This window comes from Clostridium sp. UBA1056 (assembly GCA_002316385.1).
GTDB lineage: Bacteria > Bacillota > Clostridia > Clostridiales > Clostridiaceae > Clostridium_J.
The window spans coordinates 1-20,049 of sequence record DCDL01000050.1; the positions used below are offsets into that span (position 1 = coordinate 1).

General features: G+C 28.7%; 19 protein-coding genes. 8 read left to right on the plus strand and 11 right to left on the minus strand.

The features are described 5' to 3' along the window. Positions 1-762: 762 nt before the first annotated feature. Complete coding sequence (locus tag B3W71_RS11800; protein ID WP_346889126.1) at positions 763-2,448, minus strand: bifunctional metallophosphatase/5'-nucleotidase; 1,686 nt, start codon at positions 2,446-2,448, stop codon at positions 763-765. 467 nt (positions 2,449-2,915) lie between these two features. Then, complete coding sequence (locus tag B3W71_RS11805) at positions 2,916-3,323, minus strand: RDD family protein (RefSeq protein WP_346889127.1); 408 nt, start codon at positions 3,321-3,323, stop codon at positions 2,916-2,918. Positions 3,324-3,672: 349 nt separating this feature from the next. Between B3W71_RS11805 and B3W71_RS11810 the strand changes: the two genes are divergently transcribed. Next, positions 3,673-4,098: a DUF2871 domain-containing protein gene (locus tag B3W71_RS11810; protein ID WP_346889128.1), complete on the plus strand. Its 426-nt coding sequence runs from the start codon at positions 3,673-3,675 to the stop codon at positions 4,096-4,098. Positions 4,099-4,192: 94 nt separating this feature from the next. Here the strand turns inward: B3W71_RS11810 and B3W71_RS11815 are convergent, their stop codons facing one another. From B3W71_RS11815 to B3W71_RS11825, 3 genes are all read right to left on the minus strand, one after another. Then, positions 4,193-4,438 (minus strand): YgjV family protein, encoded by a 246-nt coding sequence (locus B3W71_RS11815; protein WP_346889129.1) that lies wholly within the window; start codon positions 4,436-4,438, stop codon positions 4,193-4,195. A gap of 348 nt (positions 4,439-4,786) precedes the next feature. Beyond that, positions 4,787-5,233: a DUF134 domain-containing protein gene (locus B3W71_RS11820; RefSeq protein ID WP_346889130.1), complete on the minus strand. Its 447-nt coding sequence runs from the start codon at positions 5,231-5,233 to the stop codon at positions 4,787-4,789. Positions 5,234-5,273: 40 nt separating this feature from the next. Then, on the minus strand, positions 5,274-6,101 hold the full coding sequence (locus B3W71_RS11825) for an Mrp/NBP35 family ATP-binding protein (protein ID WP_346889131.1): 828 nt from the start codon (positions 6,099-6,101) through the stop codon (positions 5,274-5,276). A 939-nt stretch (positions 6,102-7,040) separates the two neighbouring features. Here B3W71_RS11825 and B3W71_RS11835 point away from each other — a divergent pair. The 3 genes from B3W71_RS11835 to B3W71_RS11845 all read left to right on the plus strand — a co-directional run bounded on the left by B3W71_RS11835 (position 7,041) and on the right by B3W71_RS11845 (position 10,514). Continuing rightward, on the plus strand, positions 7,041-8,633 hold the full coding sequence (locus B3W71_RS11835) for an ABC transporter substrate-binding protein (RefSeq protein ID WP_346889132.1): 1,593 nt from the start codon (positions 7,041-7,043) through the stop codon (positions 8,631-8,633). 83 nt (positions 8,634-8,716) lie between these two features. Further along, entirely contained in the window at positions 8,717-9,676 is a 960-nt protein-coding gene (locus B3W71_RS11840) for an ABC transporter permease (protein WP_346889133.1), read from the plus strand. Further along, positions 9,669-10,514 carry an ABC transporter permease gene (locus tag B3W71_RS11845; protein ID WP_346889134.1) on the plus strand — a complete coding sequence of 282 codons (846 nt, stop codon included), beginning with the start codon at positions 9,669-9,671 and terminating at the stop codon, positions 10,512-10,514. Before B3W71_RS11840 ends, B3W71_RS11845 begins: the two co-directional genes overlap by 8 nt. A 179-nt stretch (positions 10,515-10,693) precedes the next feature. Here the strand turns inward: B3W71_RS11845 and B3W71_RS11850 are convergent, their stop codons facing one another. From B3W71_RS11850 to B3W71_RS11860, 3 genes are all read right to left on the minus strand, one after another. Then, a complete protein-coding gene (locus B3W71_RS11850; protein WP_346889135.1) occupies positions 10,694-11,572 on the minus strand; it encodes a DegV family protein in 879 nt (292 codons plus the stop codon). Positions 11,573-11,686: 114 nt separating this feature from the next. Then, a complete protein-coding gene (locus B3W71_RS11855) occupies positions 11,687-12,265 on the minus strand; it encodes a TetR/AcrR family transcriptional regulator (RefSeq protein WP_346889136.1) in 579 nt (192 codons plus the stop codon). Positions 12,266-12,342: 77 nt separating this feature from the next. Then, positions 12,343-12,909: a ferritin family protein gene (locus B3W71_RS11860; RefSeq protein ID WP_346889137.1), complete on the minus strand. Its 567-nt coding sequence runs from the start codon at positions 12,907-12,909 to the stop codon at positions 12,343-12,345. A gap of 347 nt (positions 12,910-13,256) precedes the next feature. Between B3W71_RS11860 and B3W71_RS11865 the strand changes: the two genes are divergently transcribed. Together B3W71_RS11865 and B3W71_RS11870 are read left to right on the plus strand one after the other, a co-directional pair. Continuing rightward, the gene (locus B3W71_RS11865) at positions 13,257-14,252 is read left to right on the plus strand and encodes a sulfide/dihydroorotate dehydrogenase-like FAD/NAD-binding protein (protein ID WP_346889138.1); all 996 of its coding nucleotides are present in this window, start codon (positions 13,257-13,259) and stop codon (positions 14,250-14,252) included. Then, a complete protein-coding gene (locus B3W71_RS11870) occupies positions 14,249-15,526 on the plus strand; it encodes an FAD-dependent oxidoreductase (protein WP_346889139.1) in 1,278 nt (425 codons plus the stop codon). Before B3W71_RS11865 ends, B3W71_RS11870 begins: the two co-directional genes overlap by 4 nt. A gap of 241 nt (positions 15,527-15,767) precedes the next feature. Here B3W71_RS11870 and B3W71_RS11875 read toward each other — a convergent pair whose 3' ends face one another. Then, positions 15,768-16,883, minus strand: a complete 1,116-nt coding sequence (locus tag B3W71_RS11875; RefSeq protein ID WP_346889140.1) for a D-alanyl-D-alanine carboxypeptidase family protein — start codon at positions 16,881-16,883, stop codon at positions 15,768-15,770. 127 nt (positions 16,884-17,010) lie between these two features. On the opposite strand from B3W71_RS11875, the gene B3W71_RS11880 reads away from it, so the two are divergent. Continuing rightward, entirely contained in the window at positions 17,011-17,592 is a 582-nt protein-coding gene (locus tag B3W71_RS11880; RefSeq protein ID WP_346889141.1) for a DUF2953 domain-containing protein, read from the plus strand. Next, positions 17,593-18,021 carry a GerW family sporulation protein gene (ytfJ, locus tag B3W71_RS11885; protein WP_346889142.1) on the plus strand — a complete coding sequence of 143 codons (429 nt, stop codon included), beginning with the start codon at positions 17,593-17,595 and terminating at the stop codon, positions 18,019-18,021. 387 nt (positions 18,022-18,408) lie between these two features. Here the strand turns inward: ytfJ and scpB are convergent, their stop codons facing one another. Together scpB and B3W71_RS11895 are read right to left on the minus strand one after the other, a co-directional pair. Beyond that, positions 18,409-19,134 (minus strand): SMC-Scp complex subunit ScpB, encoded by a 726-nt coding sequence (gene scpB / locus B3W71_RS11890; protein ID WP_346889143.1) that lies wholly within the window; start codon positions 19,132-19,134, stop codon positions 18,409-18,411. After that, positions 19,127-19,873 carry a segregation/condensation protein A gene (locus tag B3W71_RS11895; protein ID WP_346889144.1) on the minus strand — a complete coding sequence of 249 codons (747 nt, stop codon included), beginning with the start codon at positions 19,871-19,873 and terminating at the stop codon, positions 19,127-19,129. The genes scpB and B3W71_RS11895 overlap by 8 nt, the downstream gene beginning before the upstream one ends. Between the last annotated feature and the right edge of the window lie 176 nt (positions 19,874-20,049).

Sequence of the window (20,049 nt, forward strand, 5' to 3'; positions counted from 1 at the left end):
GTGCGAATCGCTTTCACAGAGTGCGATGTGAGTATTAGAACGGGTAGTCATCGGATAAAATTCTTAGAACTATCTTTTTTAAACTACTGTTCTTTAGAATACCTTGTATTTTTGAGCAAAGAAAAAAGCTATAAGAAAGAATATCTTTCTTATAGCTAAACCTAACACTTTATTTTACTTAGGCAATATTCTAAATCTTTGATTTAATAAATATCACCTACTTCCTCAGTATATATGAGAAAAGTTTTATATTAACATACATCTCATGAACAGAGAAGTACAGTAAACAATTAAGTATCCTTCATACTTAATCAATTTATAGGTTCCTCTACAAATCCATAAAATATATATTAAATTGCATTATTATAAACTTGTGCTACCTTTTTAGGTCAATGAATTTTTCATAACATTTTAGAACAAAGGTAACTATGACCTCTCCTTTAAGAATAGTCCTATTAAAAGTTTTACCTTTTTAATATTTATATCTTAAGTTAAGTCTCACATAATAATTAAGTAAAATTTAGAAATAGCTCAATAAGATTGATTTCATTTCAATTGTTTTAAAAAGAAGCATCACAAAAAATCCTATAGAAGTACTATAGATTATCAACGCAAATAAATCCTTCTTTAAATTAAATATTCTCTTTTCTTGAAAATCTAATTAACAATTGATTCTAATCAACATCTCATTGTCTCCTTCCTAAATTTAAAATTATAAGTATAATTTACCATATCAATTCTATATAGTCAATACATTTTTTTCTATTCTTTATTTATTAGTCCTAATTCTTTGAGCTCGTATATATTTAATGATTTATTATATGGTAATTCAATAATACCTTCATTAACTAATTTTATTACTTCTTCTTTATAAGGTGACTCCAAATTAACTCCTGTTATTTGCCAATTATTATCTACCTCTGGAGATATAATACCTTTATTTTTTATATACCCTACTATCATATCCCTAATTGTATTTGATGATTTCCATATATAATCATTTTTAGCTAACTTTCTTCCCTTTAAATTTGCAAAGTAACAATAATCACTAAGGGCTAGTTTTAATATCTGATCTTCTTTTACTAACTCATCTTTAAATCGTAAGTCTACAACACGCTGTCCTACTAGCTTTGAGAGGTCAACCTTATAATCTACTCCAGCAAAAAATTCATGTTGATATCCTGGAATATCCATAGTAAAGCTTATGGAAATATCCCCTAATTTCCACTGATTATAGGCTGAAGCAGCCCATTCCATATAATCCTTTAATTCTTTTCCTGTAACCTCCACCACATAAAGATAGGTTGTAAATTTGTATATACTAAAAATATTTCCATAGGTTATAGGTCCCTTTTTTAGGTCACTATAATCTCTAATTAAAGAGGTTGATGTGACATCTGCACCTGAATTTATAAGCTGAACCTTATTTATTAATTCTATAAGTGGAGTATCTCTAAGCTTTCCTTCAGGTATAAAGTTTATTTCATTCTTTGGTTGAAAATTTTCAGTGGCCTTACCTATTACTTTTGTAGTAAAATCTATGGTTTCTTTATGTGCTTTATTGACAACAGGTAGCTTCCTTAAATCATCACTAGACTGATACTCCTTCATAGGTACAACTTTTAGTTGTCTATCTATAATCTGATTATTACTATCTAAAATTAAGTCAAAGTGCATTATTTCTCGTCCATTATCTGTGGCACCTCCAATAAGAGTTTTTCCTATTTTATCTTTTACTGTTATATGAAAGTGTCCTACTACTAATATGTCTATTTCTGGACATAACTTTAATATTTTCTCAGCTGCATCACTTTGACTTTTCTTATCATGTTCTGCAATCATACTCGCATGCGCCATTACCACTATTACATCTACTTTATTTTTAATTTCATTTACATATCTATAGGCAACTTCACCAAGATCATAGAACTTTAATTCCTTCACTAAATCTCCTGCCCATCTTGGTACATTAGGAGTAGTTAATCCTATAATTCCAACTTTAACTCCCCCACAATTTAAAATCCTATAGGAATCTACAAAATCTTTCCCATTTACTTTATATTTTACATTAGCAGAAATAAAGGGAAACATACTTTGGTTTTCAAGAGATTTTATTAAATCAATACCAAAGTTGAACTCATGATTTCCTAATGTCATAGCATCATATTTCATGTAATTCATAGCTGAAATTATAGGATGTTCTTCCTTTATCTTATTATTATAGATTTCATCTGTTAAAATATTTCCTTGAATTATATCTCCATTATCTATTAACAAAGTATTGGGGTTTTCTTTTCTTACTTTGCTTATATATGAATAAAGATGATTCATGCCACTATCACTTAAAGACTCACCATTCTCATAATTATGTCCTAAAATATTACCATGCACATCTGTAGTTGCTAAGATAGTAATCTTTTTATCCTTTGTAGCCATATTATTATTCATTTATATTACATCCTCCAAGCTAAAAGGTTCATCACCAAGGATAGTTTTTTTAGTTCTCCTCCACCAATAGCTATTATCGTTTTCATAATATACCTCCATATATATAAGTTTTACTAAAGTTTCTACATTAAATTTGCTTACAATCCTAAATTATTCTAATGAATATTAATGAATTTATTTAATATAGATTATAATATTTATACTATTTTAAAGTTTTATTCTACTAATTATAACATTTACTTCAATATAATGTAACTTTCATATTGATACTATTCTAGATTCTTTAAAATAAAGAAAGCTATAGGAAATAAATATTCTATAGCTTAATCTATATTATTCTATCTAATGAAATTAAATCACTTAGTATAAAAATTTCTCATATTTCCGCTAAGATTTTTACTATTCAAAACCAAAATGGCTGTGGCTCTTGACTAGTTTTAGTCAAGAGCCACAGCCATTCCTCATTTCTATAACTTTAGAACTGATTTTCCTACGGTTTTCTTTAATTTAGTAGCTTCTATTATAATACCATATAAAATATTTACGATTGCATATATAACTAAAAATGTTAATATTTTATCTCCAACCTTATATCCAAAAGGAATTAATATTACATTAAATAAATAAAGTAGTACAAAACTAATTATTAAACTTACACATTGATCAATTATACTAGCTCCTAATTTTGCCAGAAATCCAACGTGTTTATCCTTGATTTCTTCAGTTTCTACTGGTAAATCTTTTACTTCTTCTTCCACAGATTCTTCTAAAGCTTCTTCTACTTCCTCTTTATCCTCTACTATAGTTTCTTCTGTTGTAATTTCCTGTTCTATATTGTTATCATCGTTTTTTATATTTTCTTCATCCTTCAACATGAAATACCTCCTATAATATTTATAGACTCTCTGATAAATATACTACACTTCAAATTATCTGTAAATTAATTCTATGTAAACTTAATATGAATTTATATAATGCATTTTTCTACATATGAATAAGAATAAACTTTATTTTGTATGTCCTTTCGTATAATGCCCCTTCTTCCTTAAATGTGAATTAATTCAATTATATTTAATACTATCGTAAACTTGAATTTTTAGTTTTACCATAGCTTAAATTTTATATCCATATGGCTAAAATACTTATTGTCTTATAATTTGACATTAGTTAATAAAATTGATACAATTTATAAGTAATAATTAATATTAATTAGGAGGACTTATTATGAAGAAATTGATCAATATTTCTTTTATATATGCCATAGCTGCAATGGTTTTTGGAGTATTTTTTAGAGAATTTACTAAATTTAATAATTTTGCAGGTAATACTACTCTTTCTCTTTTACATGTGCACTTATTTACTTTAGGAATGTTATTCTTCCTTATAGTAGCTTCATTAAATAACAATTTCTCAATTACAAAGCATAAGAAATTTAAATTTTTCTTTTATTCTTATAATATTGGACTAGTTATTACTACTGCAATGCTTCTGTGGAGAGGTATACTCCAAACCCTGTTAATTGAACCTACTCCTGCAATTAATGCCTCTATATCTGGAATTGCTGGTATAGGACATATGCTACTTTCTATAGGTATAATAACCTTATTTATAATTATAAAATCTCAATTAAAACTTAAAGAAGAAAATTAACATATACAAAAAGAAGGCCACAGTAATTTTAAAATGTAGGTCTTCTTTTTTAATGAAGGTTTATTTTTGTAAAATAGCTTTAATATAAAAAAACTTAAGCCTTATTTTTCTTATCTGTTTCCTTAAATAGCTTATATAAATAGTATAAGTTTACAAAGACTATTATCCCATTAGTTATAGCTACAGGATATGCTCCTATTATTAGTCCATATATTACAAATAAAATACATCCCACTAAATTAATAAACCTTAGTTTAAATACGTCTTTCATAAACATAGAAATTGCAATTAGTATAGATGCTAAATAACCTATCCATTCAATAAATGTACCATTAAACATGAATCTTCCTCCTAAAATTAATTTTATTTATTAGAACTTATATATTAATAAAACTAATATACTTATTTATAGTCTCTCTATTCTATATTTTTTTATTTATATGAATACTATTTTTTATTTATACTAAGCTTTTCACTTTTTAACACTAATTTTATCTTTACCTTATAAAGGCATCTAATATATTATTATGAACAAGTATAGATTATTTTAACCTACATATAAAATTGTTTCATTTAAATTCAACTCATATTTTACTTCAGCTCCAATATTATAAATATATATCTTAACCTATGTATTCACAAATCATAGCATAAAAACTACCTCAAATATTTAATTTGAGGTAGTTTCTTAAATTTCATTATTATCTCTACACCAAGTTTCACAAAAGTCTGCTTTCTTACTACATACCACTCTTTTATCATCGCAACTAGGGCAATTATTTCTATCTTGCTCATATTTTATATTGTAGGTATTACCACATCCTGAACACTTAAACTTACAAAAATCAGTAGTATACTCTCCACCATTTATCCTTATTGCATTTCCATTGGAGAGAGCTATAGCAACCTTTTTTCTTGCACTATCTATTATATTTTGAAAGGTTTGCCTTGATATCTGCATCTTCTCTGCACATTCCTCTTGATTCAAGCCTTCTATATCTTTAAGTCTCATTGCTTGAAGCTCTTCCACCTTCAATACAACATCTTCCAACTTACATTTTTCCTTTCCTAACGGTACAAAGTAAGCACTTTTAGGAAAAAAATCTACTTTTCTAAATTTAGTTGGTCTTGCCACTATACCCTCTCCCATTTAAATTATATAATTATATTTTATCCTAAATCTTATTTAGCTTTTCAATTATGTTTTCAACAATTGGATTAAAGATATTTTTAAATTCATCTTGATGTTCTTCTCCTTTTGATAAATTACTAATACTACTTATCATAGGAAGTTCACCTAAAAGACTTAAATTCATATCCTTCAAAAATTTTTCTGTATCTTCTCCATTAAATAGTTGAATTTTCTTATCACAATCAGGACATTTAATATAGCTCATGTTTTCAATAATCCCTAAAACATTTATATTTAATTTTCTTGCCATATTAACTGCCTTTGCAACTATCATAGAAACAAAATCCTGCGGAACAGACACCATAACTATTCCATTAATTGGTATGCTTTGCATTACTGTTAGAGCCACATCCCCTGTTCCTGGTGGCATATCAATTACTAAATAGTCTAGCTCTCCCCAGATTACATCTGTCCAAAACTGCTTAACCATTCCACCAATCATAGGACCCCTCCAAATTACAGGTTCTTCTTCATTTTCAACTAATAGATTTAAAGACATTACCTTTATACCTTCTTTTGACTCTACAGGATATATATTTTTTCCATCTCCCATTGCTTTTTTACCTGTTAATCCAAGAAGTCTTGGTATACTTGGTCCTGTAATATCTGCATCTAAAATTCCTACACTATATCCTTTTTCCTTTAATTGTCTTGCTATCAAAGTAGACATAGATGATTTACCAACTCCACCTTTTCCACTCATAACTCCAATAATTGTCTTTACTTTATTTAAGGGATTATTTTCTATTCCACAGCTTCCTTTATCTTTGCTACATCCACCCTTTGATGGACATGTATCACATGCTGACATAAGATCATCTCCTCGTTATTATTGGCATTTGCCAATTTTATATTACTTCTATTTTTAATTATTGTCAAATGCCAATAATCTATATTCTACAAGAACTCATTAACACAATTTTACACTTAAGAATATATTTGTTGTTACAGTAAAACAACATCACTAAGAATGTGATTATTAGTGTATCCAGCTTATAAACCTATGGAAAAGTGCATCAAATGTGAGGAAGTTAAAGCTACCTTTCCTCCACAACATCAAGATTGTCAGCCGGGTTTAGAATATCTAATGTTTCCTAGACCAATTTCAGAACCCCCCTATTACTTAGGAAATAGAAAACTCAATAATAAAGTAGCTATAATAACAGGTGCTAACATGTGTATCAGATAACTATTGTAACTTAGGAGAAAATTTACAAATAGCACATAAACAATCAAGGCAAAGATTAATTGATTGGGTATATACACAAGCTAAAAATGGTATTAGCAAATATGCTATTTTTAACGTTCTTAAACTGTCCCACAATAAGTACGCCTAATTAGAGTGAAATAATGGAATCATTTTTGCTCATTTAAAGTTTATACAAAAATCAAATATAACCTGCTACACTCAGCAGGATTTTATTTTAGCAAAATCCTAATTAATTATAATCACATAACTTTTCAATCAATTATTTTCTCCTTTGATTTCACAAATATGGATTTAAAATAATTATATAAAACATAATAGTTGAATTTTCAATCCACTATGTAATATTTTGTTGTTTTTTATAATTATAATGTTTTCGAATAGATTATTATTATTTATTTTAATTCATAATAAGAGCCATATACTAATATTTATTATGTTATCCTATATAAGGAATTGTTACAAATTTTTCACGTAACTATAACTTACTTAAAATTGATTCATATATGTGAATTAATTTGGTAATATACAAGGGGGATTACAATGAAAAAGACTAGATTTCTTAGCGTTGGACTATCTTTAATACTATCTTTATCATTAATTGGATGTAGTTCGAAAAATAGTTCTACTGATACTGAGGCAAAAACAAATGAAACTGCTCAACAACAAATAAAAGATGGAGGAACAATGGTATTTTCAGCTAGAACTGATCCAAGCTGTCTTAATCCATTTTTTCAACAAAACAGAGTTACTTATACAATAAACAATGCTTTATTTGATCCACTATATGTAGTTGATAAAGGTGAAGTAAGATACTACTTAGCAGAAAGTATTGAAGCTTCTGAAGATAAACTTACATATACATTAAAATTAAAAGATAATTTAACATGGCATGACGGAACAAAAATAACAGCAGATGATGTTGTTTATAGTGTAAATGTAGCTAAAGATGAAAATCAAGGAATTGATGCTAGACAAACCTTTGTTATTGATGAAAAAGAAGTTCAAGCTAATAAAATAGACGACTTAACTGTAGAGTTTAAACTTCCAAGTGCCTTTGCACCATTCTATATATCAATTGGAGATTTTAAAATAATTCCAAAACATATCTTTGAAGGTGAAAGTAATTTAGCTGAATCAGATAAAAACAATAATCCAATAGGTTCTGGTCCTTTTAAATTTAAAGAATGGCAAAAGGGTGAGATGGTAACTCTTGAAAGATTTGATGATTATTATTTAGGAAAACCTCACTTAGATAGTGTAGTTTATAGAATAATTCCAGATGATAATACTTCAAAAATTGCTTTTGAAAATGGAGAAGTTTCTGCGTCGTACTTAGCTGAAGATAAATTTGAAACTTTCTCAACAGATGGCAGATTTAAAACTCATTCTTTTGATGAAGGAATGTTAAATTATCTTATATTTAATGAAAGAAATGAAAACTTAAGTAAAAAAGAGGTTAGACAAGCTATATCCTATGCCCTAAATAAAGAAGAAATTTTAAAAACATCTTATACCAATTTAGAAAATACTGAAAAAGCTTACTCTATTTTAACTCCAAACACAAAATTCTATACTGATGATGTAGAAAAATATGATCAGAATATAGAGAAAGCCAAAGAACTTATAGGAAAATCTAGTGTTGGTAATATAAAATTAAATTTCCAATACACTCCTAAAGATAGTAAAGTTGCCATGGTTGTTAAACAACAACTCACATCTATCGGTATAGAAGTAGATGCTCAGCAAATAGATGACAATGTATACTTCTCAAAAATTCTTGGAGAACAAGAAAGAGATTACGATATACTTATAAATGGATATGTTATGGGAAATGATCCAGATGGATATTCTAGTGCTTATATGTCTAATGGTAGCTTTAATGCTCAATGCTATATTAATAAAGAACTAGACAAGTTGTGGAAGGATGGAGCCTCTCAATCAGATGATGCAAAAAGAAAAGAAATATATGAAAAAATTCAAAAGACCATAGCTGATGATGCTGTAGTATATCCATTGCATTATTCTAAATCATTAATCGGAGTTGATGCTAAATTTGGTGGAGTTGAAGATGCTAAATTAGTGCCTATATATATGTTTGAAGACTTATCAAAAATATATATGATTCAGCAATAAAAATATATTTCTATGGCTCATTTACCCTTTCCAGGTACTTGAGCCATTTTTACATGAGCTTCTTACATAGAAAGGAGAGTATTATGAAAAATAAAATTACAAAGAGAATTTTACAAGCTATTCCTATGCTTTTATTTATATCCTTTATATCTTTTTTGCTTATGAACCTGGCTCCAGGAGATCCAGCTCAAGGATATATAACCCCTAAAATGTCAAAGGAGCAGGCAGATTTAATAAGATCAAGTCTTGGATTAGATAAACCTATGTTAACTAGGTATTTTTTATGGCTTAAAAATGTATTAAGTGGTGATTTGGGTTACTCCTTGGTTTCAAGACAAGCTGTAGCCAGTGAAATTTCTTCAAGATTTTTAGCTACCATTGGACTTATGGGTTCTTCCCTACTTTTGGCCATTTTAGTATCAATTCCCCTAGGATTATATACCGGTATGCATAGAAATAAATTCTTAGACAGATTTACAAATATATTAAACTATATTGCAATTTCTATACCTAGCTTTTGGTTCGCAATGATATTGCTTTCAATATTTTCTTTAAAGTTAAAGTGGCTTCCTAGTGTTGGTATGAGAACTATAGGTGTAACTTCAACATTAGATGTTATAAAACACGGCATATTACCTACTATAGTACTTAGTTTTTCTAATATAGCTGTTCTTACAAGATATGTCCGTTCTTGCACTATAACAGAACTAAAGCAAGATTATATTGTTACTGCAATTTCCAAAGGTGCAAATAAAAATAGAATTCTATTTAATCATATTATGAAAAATGCTCTTCTTCCAATGATAACAATTCTTGGAATGAGCTTACCATCTCTAGTTTCTGGTGCATTTATCACTGAAACTATATTTGGATGGCCTGGCATGGGAAGACTTGGCATTAACTCAATAAAGGCCTTAGATTATCCAGTTATAATGGCTATGACTTTAGTTACTTCAATAATGGTTGTTATAGGAAATCTAATTGCTGATGTTAGTTATGTTATAGTAGACCCTAGAATACGTAGGGGTGATGAAAATGTTTAGTATTAGATTTAAAGAAAACTTTAAAAGAGAAATTAAAAAAAATAAGCTAGGAATGTTCGCTGTAATATACTTGACTATAATAATTGTTATATCTATATTTGCATTTTTAACTCCCTATAACCCCGAAACTATTGATATGAATAATCAACTTAGTTCTCCAAGTTTAAAGCATATATTTGGTACAGATGAATTGGGAAGAGATTACTTTACTAGAGCTTTATATGGTGCAAGAATTTCCTTGATTGTTGGTATACTTTCTATGATGGTCTCTATATTTATAGGCACTCTAGTAGGTGCTATAAGTGGATTGCTCGGTGGTAAAATTGATGCTATTATCATGAGAATAATTGATATGCTAATGAGTATTCCTCTATTCTTCCTGCTATTAATAGTAAATTCTTACTTAAGACCAAGTATAGCTAACATAATAATTATCATAGGTATATTTGGATGGATGAGTATAGCTAGGATAGTTCGTTCCGAAACATTATCTATAAAAGAAAGAGACTATATATTATGCTCTAAAGCCTTAGGAAGTAATAATATGAATATAGTAAAAAAACACATAATTCCTAATGCAATTTCCACAGTAATTGTTGCAGCTAGCATAAATATAGCTGATGCTATACTTATGGAATCCTCTCTAAGCTTTTTAGGTTTAGGGGTTCAGCAACCAATGGCATCTTTAGGTAGCATGCTTCAAACTGCTCAAGCTAGAATTGGAGATAAAACTTATTTAGCCATTTTCCCTGGTCTTATGATACTTCTAATTGTGCTTAGTTTCAATGTACTAGGTGATATCTTAAGAGTTGCTCTAGATCCTGCTCAAAGTGAATAAAATTTCTTAATATGAATATAACACTCAATAATCGTTTTTAAGTGGCATTAGATTAATAGACGGAAGAGTTTCTAAAAAATCTAAAAAAGAAGAAATAGATAATATAAAGATATAAAAGTAGTGTAGGTTAGGGTAATCCTAACCTACACTACTTTTATATGTTATTCTTTAATTACCTACTACTTTAAGTTTTTGTTTCCCATGAATACTAGACCTATCATTCCCTCTCCTGTATGAGTTCCAATTATAGGTCCTATGGTACTTATAATAATGTCGTTAACAAGTTCTTTTTCTTTAATAAGATTAGCAAAATATTCAGCTCTTTCTAAACTATCCCCATGTCCTATAATAATAGTCTGCTCTTGTAAATTAGATCCATCTCTTATCATTCTATCTAATATCGCTTCCAATGATTTTTTATCTCCTCTAGCTTTGGAAATATTAATTAGTTTTCCTTCATTATCAACACTTAATACTGGCTTTATTTTCAAGGTTGTCCCAATAATTGCTTCTACTGAAGAGATCCTCCCACCTCGCTTTAAATGATGTAAATCCTCAACAGTAAACCAATGACATATAGAATTTCTATTCTGCTCTATCCATTGACATAATTCTTCAATAGTCATACCTTCTTGTCTTTTCATTGCAGCATTATACACTAGAAGTCCTTCTCCTATAGATGCAGAAAGAGAATCAATAGATATGATTTTTCTTTCAGGGTATTCTTCTTCAAGTTCTTTTATTACTAATTGAGAATTATTACATGTTCCACTAAGTCCTGAAGAAAAGGCTACATATAAAATATCCTTTCCATCTTTTAAAAAAGTGGAGAAATACTCTTTGTATGTAAAATAATTTATTTGTGTTGTAACAGATGTCTCTCCTTTTTTTAATCTATCATAAAAATCATGAATTTTAATTTCTCTTTCATCTGGATAATGAGTATAATTTTTATCTCCCATATCAAATTTCATAGGTATAACATATATATTCAACTTTTCTATAATCTCAAGAGGTAAATCTGCTGTTGAATCTGTAATAATAACATAGTCTTGCATATATTCTAATCCTCCTATACAATATTTTTTATATTTTCTTTATCTAAAATAAAATTTTAACATTTATAGGGTGTAATGTATATGCACAGACTTCTTAATTTGTGCAATACCTTATTAATTTTCTAGGTTCTCAAAACGTTCTAATGCTTTTCTCATGGTTCCTTGAATTGTAATTCTAATGAACTCTGCTATAGTTTCAGGCTCTTCATTCATTCCAGATTGAATCCAATGAATAACCATACCAACAAGGGATACAGTGTAATAGTAAGCTACAAAATCTTTGTAGCTACTATTCACATCTAAATCTTCACTAACCTCATCTACAATTTCTCGTGTCACTCTATAGGTTACGGAATATAGGAATTTTTCTAAATACTCTCTTCCTAAGGAGTGAAAAGCACATAGAGATACCTCTTTATCCCTTTCAATATACTTAAATAGATATATTAATCCATCTTGCCATTTACTATAACTATTGTTCACTTCTATTTGATTTACTGCTTCTTCCTTATAAATCCACTCCAATAACTGATATATGTCTTGAAAGTGATAATAAAAAGTTCGCCTATTTAAATTACATAAATCTACAATTTCTTTAATAGTAATCTTCTCTAGAGGCTTCTTTGTCATCATCCTTTTTAAAGCATCACTTAATAACTTTTTTGTATTATAATTTGAATTATTCTCTACCAAAACAGATTTCCTTTCTCTTATTTTTCCACTTTAAAGTATTGCTATATTAACTATAGCTAAAGTTGAATCTATAAATACTAATAAATCTTATTATATTCATAGGTAAGATTTATATGATCCTTTTCCACCTCAATTAAAGCTTCAAAAACTTTTTTTAAGTTTTCATCACAAACTTCATTTTTATATTTTTCATAATAGTAAACAGCGTGCTTCTCTCTCTCATTTGCTAGTTGTAAAAGTTCCTCATCACTATCATATTTATCATAATTTATTTTAGTTAAAACAGGGGTTCTACTGAAGCCACCTAATCTCATATGAACCTTTGAATGAAAAATTTCTATTTGCGATAAAGCCATAAAAGCCTTAGAGATTTCTTCTTTCTTAGCCTTCTTCGCTGCCTCTTTATAAAATTCTCCATTAAATATCTCAAGTTTAACAGCACGGTCTAAAATCTTTAATGTATTCTCATTCAATTTTTTATTTTCTATTTCAATAATCTCATTACTATTGTTTAAATAAACACTACTTACTCCACAAAATGGACAGTATACTATATTACTTATAGAGTTTTTATTTAAAAAAGCAAATGAATTAAAGTCATAATTTTTCTCATTGATATTCATTCCACATATTTTACATTTCATACTACTACCCCCTAAATCCATATATATTTTATCATATATTTAAAAATAAAAAACCTTTGACCTATTTAGTTATACTTCTATTACTTCATTAAAAATACCTCTTTCATTTATAATTTTAAATTTTTATAAATTTACTTAATTATTACTATCTCATCTATAAAGTCGATACATATATAATTCTACATAAAGGCGAAAAATTCTTTTCGAAATTTTCAAAAGACTGTTTACATATTATGTATATCAACAGCTTGACTAAGATAAAAAACCTTGGTTTTTTTTATGTAAATAGTAGCAAATAATTTTTTATGAAATACTCTGATAATATAGTAATTTTGGAGGCAGAGGTAATGGGCTACGAACCGTATAACTGTATAGACTGTGGAAGTGAGTATTGTCCATGTCATTTAGCTGAATCAGGAAATTGTATTTTATGTTCTCACTTAGATGGCAAAGACTTTTGTGACTGTGTAAATTGGAATGGAGTGTGTATATATCAGGAATTTATGCAAAACAATTTTAAAGCAAAGGAAGGAAGGAAGCATCAAAGATTTCAAATTATAGATAAGGAATTAGTAAATGAAAAGCTCATGATACTAAAAGTTAAAGTTACTAAAAAACTAGCTAGTGAACTAGTTGGCCCTGGTTCCTTTGTGTTTATTAGAAAAGAGGATTGTGAACAAAACTTTGATACACCTATTTGTGTTATGGATAGTGATACAGGAAATGATGTTATTACCTTGGCTATTGAATTAAAAGGACTTAAAACAAGGATACTTAAAAATGTAAATGTGAATGAGTATGTTTTAATTAAAGGTCCATTTTGGAATGGAATTTTAGGAATTAACTCAGTGACTAACATGAAAAGACAACACTGTGTTCTAATTTGTAGAGGGATAGGTCAAGCACCTATGGTACCTGTTATGGAAAAGCTATACAATAATGAAAATACAATTACAGTAATTCTTGATGAAGGAACTCTAGACACAGTATTTATAGAAAAGGAATTGAAAAAGTATGCTAAGGAAGTAATAAAAACAAATACATTACTTATGGGTGGAATTCTTGATGGAAAATGCAGAAAGATTTTAGAAGGAATTCTAACTAAGGGTGATGTGGCATTAGTACATTGTGATAGTGCAGATGTACTTAGTCATCAAATTATGAAAATTATAGAAGCTTACAATAATGATATTGAATTTTCATGTTCGAATAACGAAAAAATGTGTTGCGGAGAAGGAGTTTGTGGTTGCTGCACTATTATGAATGATGATGAAAAACTACGAAGACTGTGTAAGATGCAAACCAGTCCTAAATATATATTTGAAGGGAGAAGATTGTATTGAAGATAGTTATAATAGGCGGAGGTTGGTCTGGTTGTGCCGCTGCAATTTCAGCACGTAAGGCTGGAGCCGAAGTTGAAATAATCGAAAAAACAGATTTATTACTAGGACTTGGAAATGTTGGCGGAATTATGAGAAATAACGGAAGATATACCGCAGCAGAAGAACTTATAGCGTTAGGAGCCGGTGACTTAATTAACATAACTGATGCTAATACACTCCACAAGAATATAGATTTTCCAGGTCATGAGCATGCATGGCTTTACAATGTAAATAAAATAGAGCCAGCAGTAAGAAGACACATTAAAGAAATGGGAATAAAAATGAGATTTGTAAATCGTGTAGTAGATGTAAATATGGAAGGAATAAAAATTAAGGGAATTTATCTTAGTAGTGGTGAATATATAGAAGCAGATGCCTTTGTAGAAACTACTGGATCTACAGGGCCTATGGGGAATTGCTTAAGATATGGAAATGGTTGCTCTATGTGTGTTTTAAGATGTCCATCCTTTGGTCCAAGGGTAAGTATTAGCTATAGAGCTGGAATAGAGGATATCAAGGGTGAGAGACAAGAAGATGTCTATGGAGCATTTAGTGGTTCCTGTAAGCTAGAAAAGGATAGTTTATCAGATGTTATAGTAAAGCAATTGGATGAAACAGGGGTTGTAGTATTAAAGGTGCCACATGAAGATATAAATACTGATAAATTAAAACAAAAGGTGTGTCAACAATATGCATTAAAAGAGTTCGCGGAGAATATAGTACTTCTAGATACTGGCCATGCGAAACTAATGACATCCTATTATCCACTAGATAAACTTAGAAAAATTGAGGGCCTTGAAGAAGCGAAATTTATAGATCCATATGCAGGAGGTAAAGGTAATTCTATTAGATATCTATCTGTAGCTCCAAGAAGCAATCAAATGAAGGTATTGGGACTTGACAATTTATTCTGTGCTGGAGAAAAAAGTGGACTTTTTGTAGGCCATACAGAAGCTATGACAACAGGTTCTCTCGCAGGACATAATGTTGTTAGAAATGAGCTCGGAATGCCACTTTTAACTCTTCCAAGAAATTTAGCTATAGGAGATATAATAGCTTATGCCAATGAAAAAGTTCAGACTACAGAAGGCAGAAGAAATAGATATACTTTTGCAGGAGCTGAGTATTTTAAGAGAATGAAGGATACTGGACTTTATATTTTAGATCCAGAAGAGGTTAAAAGAAAGGTTAGTAAGCTAGATTTAGATAATATTTTTAATCAAAAGCTACTATAAAATAGATACACCAAACTCATTATATATCATCAATGTGTAATTAGCAGAGTCAATAATATACACCTCACTGGATTAGGTCAAACTACTCATTTTACAGGTGGTCCTAATTTCAATAATTAGTATTTATTCTATACTACTATTGCAGATTTGAGTAAATAACACTATTAATTATAAGAAAATTCACTATAAAAACGGCATTTTTTAACAACCTACCAAGTTTTTATAGTGAGTTTTATCTTTTTTATTTATTCTTATTTAGCATATATTTAATTTGATCCCATATTCCAGTTTTCTCAATATCCTCACTAGGATGAAGTGTTATTGCATATTTAGAATTTAGCTCATTAGTTATAGTAAGCATTCCTACATCGTCTGTAGCTCTAATTGGTGTAGTTAACTCATATTTTGGTAGGATAATATCCTTAATTATTTTCTCATCCTTTCTAACAGGGAAAATTAAGTCCTCTCCAGCCACTAATGGTAGTCCTTTCTCTCTTCCTCTAATATTTATATCCCCTATAACCTCTCCAGCTTCTATAATCTTCTTATATTCATAATTATCTCTTACATATTCATAAATTCTTTGACTCTCTTTCCACCTTGGAACACAATTTAAAGTTACTACAATTATTTCATTTTTATCTAATTTAAAGGAACTAACAAGACATTTTCCAGCCTGCCCGGTGTATCCAGTCTTAACTCCAGTACAATTTTCCTCTTGATATAGGAGTTTATTTATATTTCTAAATTCCCTTGTAAATTCTACTCCTTCTTCTCCTGATATTAATTTAGTAGACACAATTTTATTAAATTCATCAATTTCTTTAGCCTTTTTAGTTGCAATAGCTAAATCATATGCTGAAGAATAATGTGAATTACTATCTAGACCATGTGGAGATTCAAAGTGACTATCGACCAGGCCTATAGATATTGCAAACTCATTCATAACTTGACAAAACTTTTCTACAGATCCACTAGTTGCTTCTGCAATAGCAATGGCACAGTCATTACCAGACTTGAGCATAAGACCATATAAAAGTTCTCTTATAGTTACCTTATCTCCAGCTTTATACCCTACTGTAGACCCTCTTATAGATGCAGCATTTTTAGATATTTCCACCACTCTATCCATATCTCCATATTCCAAAGCTACCAGTGCAGTTATTATTTTTGTAGTACTTGCCATAGGTATAACCTTATGAGCATTTTGATCAAATAAAATAGCTCCTGTAGCTGAATCTATAGCTATAGCAGAAACTGCATCTACTCTAATTGGAGCTGCATCTACATTCTTTATAGGAATACTGACTGTAATAAATAAAAAAACTAATAAAAAACACCATAACCTTATTTTCATTTTTCACACTCCCAATTTAAATTTATCACTTATCCTTAAATAATTTTTAAAATTTCATGAACTATGAATATATAAACCATAGCTGGATAGAATTGCAGATATAAAACTATGGAGGTTTAATATACTAATGAAATTTTTTTTATGGATTTTAGCCATAATTATACTGGTTTTATTATTTCCTATTCCAATAAAAATAACACTTATATATGATGATGAAATTTTTACCTTAAAAATATATAACAAAGTAATAATTCCATCAAAGAGTAAAAAGACTAAGGCTAAGAAAAAAAATAAACCAAAAGCTTATATAGAAACTCCTAGTGAAGAAGAAACTTCAAAGCCTAAAATTAAAGACATCAAGGAAATAATAGATTTTTTTATTAATACTAAATTAAAATTCAATATACGTACTAATGTAGATATAGAATATGCTATAGAGGATGCCGCTATAAATGCTATTGCTTATGGATTTTTACATCAAATTACAGCATTTATTTCAACAATTTTAAACTTATTTTTTAAAGTTAAAAATTTCGTTCCTAATATAGATATTAAATATAATGAAAATTTCTTTAAATTTAAAAGCACCAGTATAATTTTTATAAATATAGCAAAAATTATATGTATAGTTATTGCAATTTTTTATCACTACAAAAAAGGAAGAAAAAAGTCTTCCTTTCATAAAGTTAATTTTAAGGAGGAATTTTAGATGGATAGTCATCCAATAGAAAATTTAATGAAATCAACTATGGAAAATATTAAAAATATGATTGATGTGGATACAGTGATCGGTAATCCTGTAAGTGCACCTGACGGTACCACAATTGTTCCAATCTCTAAAGTATCTTTTGGGTTTGCTTCAGGTGGAAGTGAATTTAAGGATGCTAACTTAGATTCGTCTAATAGGCATCCCTTTGCTGGAGGATCTGGTGCTGGAATCTCTCTAAAACCAGTGGGATTCTTAGTAGTACATAAAAATACTATAAGATTTCTTTCAGTAAACGACTATAATCCATACGATAAATTAATTGATGCAATGCCTCAAGCTATAGATATGATTTCTGGACTTTTTAATAAAAATAACAATGATACAGATAATTCTTCAGAAGTCTATAACCCATGTGATCCTTGTGATTAGTTATAAATAAAAGGTGCCTTTGCAAAATAGTTCACTAATCTTTATAAAATGTTAAGCTTGCACTTTAATATTATTCCTAGAAAATGTCATTATGTATAAGTTCGAATAACCAAGTCTTGGATTTAGTTATTTGAACTTATTTCTTCTAATTTAATTAGAAGAAACTCAATAAATATTTTATTACTTAGTATTTATGAATAGTAAAATCGGAAGCAACTCAACTTGTTTGAGTTTATACCTGTAGATTTTACATTGAATAAATGCTTTGGTAAATCAATATTCTGAAACGGCTAAACGATAATAATATAAGAGCATGCTCAATATGAATTTAAGATTAATTCATTTTTCAAAGACACCTTTATCTCATTTAATATACATTTTTATAATTTAATTTTTATTTTCTTCAATATCTTTTTCCTTCAATTCATTATCTTCCATAAAATCCTCTAAAACTGGTAATTCTCCTAAGGATGTGAAATCAAAATGTTTTAAGAACTCATCAGTAGTGGCATAAAGGTTTGGTCTACCTATGACATTTTTCTTTCCGGACTCTTTTATAAGTCCCTTTTCTACTAATGTACTAATAGCCCTATCACTTTTAACTCCTCTTATATCCTCAACTTCTATCCTAGTTATAGGTTGCTTATATGCAATTATAGATAAAGTTTCTAGAGCAGCTCTAGACAATGATTGTCTAACATTTGTCTTTAATAGCATTTGAACATGATCGCTATTTATAGGTTTTGTACCAAGTTGATACGATTTATTAATACATATTAGTTTAACACCTCGAGATTCATCGCCCTCATATATTTTTTCTAACACCTTTAACAGTTCTGTAGCAAATTCTACTGAACATTCCAAAATACTAGCTATGGTCGCAATTTCTAACGGGTCTCCTGTTACATATAATAAGGATTCTATTATAGAAAAATATCTTTCATATTTAGATTTACCTATATTATAGTCTAATTGGTACTCTAACTCCTTAGATGCTTTCTCTATTTCATTTCTATGATTAATATCTATACCTACATCTTTTTTATTTATTCTATTTAAGCTATCATTATTATCTTCTATGTCCTCATGATTGAAATTATCATGTTTATTCATCTCTTATCACACCTTCTAAATATATTTCACCAAAGTTTCCATGCTGAACCACTCTTACATCCTTTAGCTTTATTAATTCTAGCAAGGCTAAAAAGGTTACAATAATCTCTGTTTTACTTCTACTTTCTTTTATTATGCTAGTAAATGTGGTATTTTTACTCTCCACTAAAATCTCTTTTAAGTACTCCATCTTATCTTCTATTTTAAATACCTCAACCTGCACTCTCTCTTCTATGTTAAAGCTCTCATTCATCTTATTTTTGTATATCTCCATAAGCTCAATATACATATTATATAAATCCATCATAGCTATACCTTTAAGTAATTCTTTAGCATCTTGCTTTTTTTCTCTGGTATCTTCAATAATTTCAGGTCTTTTTGTAAACATAACTCCTGTGTTCATTTGTCTTCTTCCTAAAAATTCGGCTACATTTTTGAATTTTTTATATTGGACTAATTTATCTATAAGTTCCTGTGCATCATCAACTTCTTCAACTTCTAATTCCTTATTTTTAGGAAGTAACACCTTAGACTTTAATTCAATCAATGTGGTAGCCATAACAATAAATTCTGATGCTATATCTAGATCTAATTCCTTCATTTCATTTAAATATACTATGTATTGATTGGTTATATCTAAAATGCTTATATTATATATATCCATTTGATTCTTTTTTATTAAGTGTAATAAAAGGTCAAAGGGGCCCTCAAAATTTGAAGTTTTAATTGTTAATGCCATAATTTCACCTTCCTTACAACAAAATTATTTCTATGACAAATGCTAGAATATATATTCTAGCATAAAAACTCTCATTTTAAATTATACTCTAAATTTAGTTTAAATTACAATAGTACAAATATCATATTTCAATTATGACAATTATTATTTTGATATATAAACTTATTATACTCACT